At 73.2% G+C, this 5609-nt stretch carries 1 pseudogene; it reads left to right on the forward strand.

Features of this window, described 5'->3' with window-relative positions:
• Positions 1-5609, forward strand: a pseudogene (locus IF45_RS34225) (type I polyketide synthase); the annotation flags it as partial.

Raw genomic sequence — 5609 nt, forward strand, 5'->3', positions numbered from 1 at the left:
GTTGGGGAAGTCGACGGGGTTGCGGTTGCCGGCGACGGTGGTGTTCGACTATCCGACGGTCAACGCGTTGGTGGGGTATCTGCTGGAGGAGTTGTTCGGTGGGGTGGAGCCGGCGGAGGTGGTGCCGGTGTCGGCGCTGCCGTCGGTGGCCGAGGACCCGATCGTGATCGTGGGCATGGCCTGCCGCTACCCCGGTGGCGTCTCCTCGCCGGAGGACCTGTGGCGCGTCGTCTCCGAAGGCGTCGACACGGTCTCGGACTTCCCCTCGGACCGAGGCTGGGACGTCGACGCGCTCTACAACCCCGACCGCGCTGTGCCGGGTACCTCCTACACGCGTTCTGGTGGCTTCCTGCACGACGCGCCCGAGTTCGACCCGGAGTTCTTCGGGATGAGCCCGCGTGAGGCCGTCTCCACGGACGCGCAGCAGCGTCTTCTGCTGCAGTGCCGGAAGTGTGGCCTCGGGCCGTGTCTCGTACACGTTCGGGTTCGAGGGTCCGGCGGTGACGGTGGACACGGCGTGCTCGTCGTCGTTGGTGGCGTTGCACTGGGCTGCGCAGGCGTTGCGTTCGGGTGAGTGCTCGTTGGCGGTGGCCGGTGGTGTGACGGTGATGTCGACGCCGACGACGTTCGTGGAGTTCTCGCGTCAGGGTTGGGTCGGCGGTGAATCAGGACGGTGCGTCGAACGGTCTGACGGCGCCGAACGGTCCCTCCCAGCAGCGGGTGATCCGCCAGGCTCTGGCGAGCGGTGGTCTGTCGGCCGGAGACGTGGACGTCGTGGAGGCGCACGGTACGGGGACGACGTTGGGTGACCCGATCGAGGCGCAGGCACTCCTGGCCACGTACGGCCAAGGTCGGGACGAGGAGCGGCCGTTGCTGCTCGGTTCCGTCAAGTCCAACATCGGGCACACGCAGGCTGCGGCGGGCGTGGCGGGTGTGATCAAGATGGTGATGGCGATGCGTCACGGCAGGCTGCCGCGCACGCTGCATGTGGATGCTCCGTCGTCGCACGTCGACTGGTCTGCCCCTGGCCGACTTCCTCACCGACGCGCCGGCGGACGTACGGGACGTGGCGCTCTCCCTGGCCACGCAGCGCACCCTCTTCGACCACCGCGCGGTGGTCCTGGGCGCCGACCTGGAAACGGCGCTGACGTCCCTTCGCGCGCTGGCCGCCGGGACTCCCGACGCCGCCGTCGCGGAAGGCGCGGCCGGGAACGGTCGCACCGCCTTCCTCTTCTCCGGGCAGGGCTCCCAGCGGCTCGGTATGGGGCGTGACCTGTATGAACGGTTCCCCGTCTTCGCCGAGGCGTTCGACGCGGTCTGCGCCGAGCTGGACGAGCACCTGGACCGCCCGCTCCGTGAGGTCGTGTGGGGCGAGGACGCCGAACTCCTGAACCGCACGGCGTACGCCCAGCCGGGCCTGTTCGCCGTCGAGGTGGCGTTGTTCCGGCTGGTCGAGTCGTGGGGGGTGCGGCCGGAGTTCGTGGCCGGTCACTCCATCGGTGAGGTCGCCGCGGCCCACGTGGCCGGGGTGTTCACCCTCGCCGACGCCGCCGCGCTCGTCGCCGCCCGTTCGAGTCTGTCGCCGAGGTCTTCCGGGAGCTCGGCCGCCGGGTCAGCCGGCTGCGCGTCTCGCACGCCTTCCACTCCCCGCTGATGGAGCCGATGCTCCACGTGTTCCGCGAGGTGGTGGAGGGGCTGTCCTTCGCGGCGCCGAGGATCCCGCTGGTCTCGAACGTCACCGGCACGCTCGCCGAACCGGGACAGGTGGACGAGCCCGAGTACTGGGTCACCCACGTCCGCGAGGCCGTCCGTTTCGACGACGGCGTCCGGGCCCTCGCGGAAGAGGGCGTCACCCGGTTCGTGGAGGTGGGCCCCGACGGGGTGCTCAGCGGCATGGCGCGCGAGAGCGCCGGTGAGGACGCCGTCCTCGTCCCGCTCCTGCGCAAGGACCGCGAGGAGACGGGCTCGGCGCTGAGCGCCCTCGGCCGGCTCCACACCGTCGGCGTGGACGTCGACTGGTCCGGCTTGCTCGTGGGCGCCCGCCCCGTCGACCTGCCGACCTACGCCTTCCAGAAGCAGCGCTACTGGCCCGAGGCCACGCTCCCGCGCGCCGGTGACGTGCGCTTCGCGGGTCTCGGCGCGGCCGGGCACCCGCTGCTCGGCGCGGCCGTCGAACTCGCCGGCGCCGACGGCGCGGACGGGGTGGTCCTCACCGGACGCCTGTCGACGCGGTCGCACCCGTGGCTCGCGGACCACGTCGTCCAGGGCACCGTGCTGGTGCCGGGGACGGCCCTGCTGGAGATGGCCGTCCGTGCCGCCGACGAGGCGGGCTGCGGATCGGTCGAGGAACTGACGCTCTCCGCCCCGCTGGTCCTGCCCGAACGCCGCGCCCTCCAGATCCAGATACGGGTCGCCGCTCCCGACGAGGACGGCCGCCGTGCCCTCGGCGTACACGCGCGCACCGAGGACGACGACGGTGCTCCGTGGACCGTCCACGCCACCGGAACCCTCGCCCCCGAGACCCTCGCCCCCGACCCCTTCGACGCCACCGTCTGGCCGCCGCGCGACGCGGCCCCGGTCGACGTGACCGACTGCTACGAGCGCCTGGCCGAGGCCGGCTTCGCCTACGGCCCCGCCTTCCGGGGGCTGCGGGCCGCCTGGCGGCACGGCGACGCCCTGTACGCCGAGGTCGCCCTGGACGAGGGGACCGACGGCGACGCCTTCGGCCTGCATCCCGCGCTCTTCGACGCCGCGCTGCACGCCTTCGCCCTCGCCGACGACGGCCGTGGAGGTGTCCCGTTCTCCTGGGGCGGCGTCTCCCTCCATGCCTCCGGCGCCACGGCCCTCCGTGTCCGTCTCACCCGGGACGCCGACGGCACCATGGCCCTCGCCCTCGCCGACCCCGCCGGTTCCCCGGTCGCCACTGTCCACTCCCTGACGGTGCGTCCGCTCGCCACGGGACAGCTCGCCACCCCGGCGCGGGACTCCCTCTACCAGGTGGAGTGGGTCCCGGCCCGGCCGCTGGACGGCCCTGCCGACACCGGTGCGGTGGCCGTCCTCGGCGAGGCCCGGAGCGCCGTGCCGGCCGCCGACGACTTCGTCACGTACGCCACCTTGGAGGAGCTGGTGGCCGCCGAGGAGATGCCCTCCACGGTGCTGGTGGCCGCCTCCGACGACACCGACGGGACCGACCCGGCCCAGGCCGCGCACACCGCCGCCGCCCGGGCTCTCGCCCTGGTGCGGTCGTGGCTGGCCGAGGACCGGTTCGCCGGATCCCGCCTGGTCTTCGTCACCGCCTCCACCGACCGCACCACCGGACTCGCCGACGCCGCCACCCGGGGGCTGGTGCGCTCCGCGATCACCGAACACCCCGGCCGATTCGGCCTGTTGGAGCTTCCGGCCGACGCGGACACCGCGTCCCTCCGCTCCGCTCTCGCCTCCGCTCTCGCCTCCGGCGAGGCGGAGTCGGCGGTGCGGGACGGCGAGGTGCGGGTGCCGCGCCTGGCCCGCGTCACACCGGAAGCAACCGAGGGCCCGCGCTGGGACGCCCTCACCGGTCCGGTGCTGATCACCGGCGGTACCGGCGGCCTGGGCCGGGTACTGGCCCGCCACCTCGTCGCGACGCACGGAGTGCGGGACCTGCTGCTGGTCAGCCGGAGCGGTGCCACGGCCGAGGGCGCCGGGGAACTCGTCACCGAACTGACCGAGGCCGGCGCACACGTGGCCGTCGAGGCGTGCGACGCCGCCGACGCCGACGCCGTCGCCGGGCTCGTCACCCGGCACGGCGTGCGCGCGGTGATACACGCGGCTGGCGTCATCGACGACGCCACGCTCGCATCGCTCACGGCGGAGCGCGTCGCGGCGGTGTTGCGTCCGAAGGTGGACGCGGCGTGGAACCTGCACGAGGCGACGCGGGACCTGGGCCTTGAGGCGTTCGTGGTGTTCTCCTCGGTGGCGGGGACGTTCGGGAGTGCGGGGCAGGGCGCGTACGCGGCGGGGAACGTGTTCCTGGACGCGTTGGTGGAGTACCGGCGGGCCCTGGGGCTCCCTGGTGTCTCTCTTGTCTGGGGTCCGTGGGCGCAGGACGCGGGGATGACGCGGGAGTTGTCGGAGACCGACCGGCGTCGTATCGCCCGGTCCGGTCTGCCGCCGGTCGCGGCCGAGCAGGGGACCGCCCTGTTCGACGCGGCCCTGGCTTCGGGTGAGCCGGTCGTGCTCCCCGTCCGCCTCGACCTCTCGGCGCTGCGCGCCCAGGGTGAGGTGCCGCCGCTGCTCAGCGGGCTGATCCGCACCCCGGGCCGCCGCACCGCCGCCGCAGCCGGTGCCGCCGCCACCGGCCTGGCCGCGCGCCTCGCCGGCCTCGCGGAGGCCGAGCGCCGCGAGGTGCTGCTCGACCTGGTCCGTGGCCAGATCGCCGTCGTCCTCGGCCATTCCGGTGCCCAGACCGTCAACCCGCACCGCGCCTTCCAGGACCTCGGATTCGATTCCCTGACGGCTGTGGAACTGCGCAACCGGCTCGGCAAGGTCACCGGCCTGCGCCTGCCCGCGACGGTCGTCTTCGACTACCCGACCGCCGACCTCCTCGCCGGTCACCTCCTCGACGGCGTCCTCGGCACCGAGCCGGCCGTGGCGGTCCCCGTCGCGGCGCTGCCCTCCGTGGCCGACGACCCGGTCGTCATCGTCGGCATGGCCTGCCGCTACCCGGGCGGCGTCACGTCCCCCGAGGACCTGTGGAGCGTCGTCTCCGACGGCGTCGACGCGGTCGGGGACTTCCCCTCCGACCGTGGCTGGGACGTGGAATCCCTCTACAGCGAGGACCGGGGCGTGCCCGGCACCACGTACACCCGGTCCGGTGGCTTCCTGCACGACGCGCCCGAGTTCGACCCGGAGTTCTTCGGGATGAGCCCGCGTGAGGCCGTCTCCACGGACGCGCAGCAGCGTCTTCTGCTGCTTCGGCTTCGAAGGACCCGCGGTCACGGTCGACACCGCCTGCTCCTCGTCGCTCGTCGCCATGCACTGGGCGGCGCAGGCGCTGCGCTCCGGTGAGTGCTCGCTTGCCGTGGCCGGCGGTGTCACCGTCATGGCCACCCCCACCGCCTTCGTGGAGTTCTCCCGCCAGGGCGCCCTCTCGCCGGACAGCCGCTGCAAGGCGTTCTCCGACGCCGCCGACGGCGCGGGCTGGTCCGAGGGTGTGGGCATGGTGGTGCTGGAGCGTCTGTCGGATGCCCGGCGCAACGGTCATCGTGTGCTGGCGGTGGTGCGTGGTTCGGCGGTGAACCAGGACGGTGCGTCGAACGGTCTGACTGCGCCCAACGGTCCTTCCCAGCAGCGGGTCATCCGTCAGGCTCTGGCGAGCGGTGGTCTGTCTGCCGGTGATGTGGATGTCGTGGAGGCGCACGGTACGGGGACGACGTTGGGTGACCCGATCGAGGCGCAGGCGCTTCTGGCGACGTACGGGCAGGGCCGGGACGAGGAGCGGCCGTTGCTGCTCGGTTCCGTCAAGTCCAACATCGGGCACACGCAGGCTGCCGCCGGTGTGGCGGGTGTGATCAAGATGGTGATGGCGATGCGTCACGGCAGGCTGCCGCGCACGCTGCATGTGGATGCTC

Source organism: Streptomyces albidoflavus (genome assembly GCF_000719955.1).
In the GTDB taxonomy this organism is placed as follows: Bacteria; Actinomycetota; Actinomycetes; order Streptomycetales; family Streptomycetaceae; genus Streptomyces; species Streptomyces albidoflavus.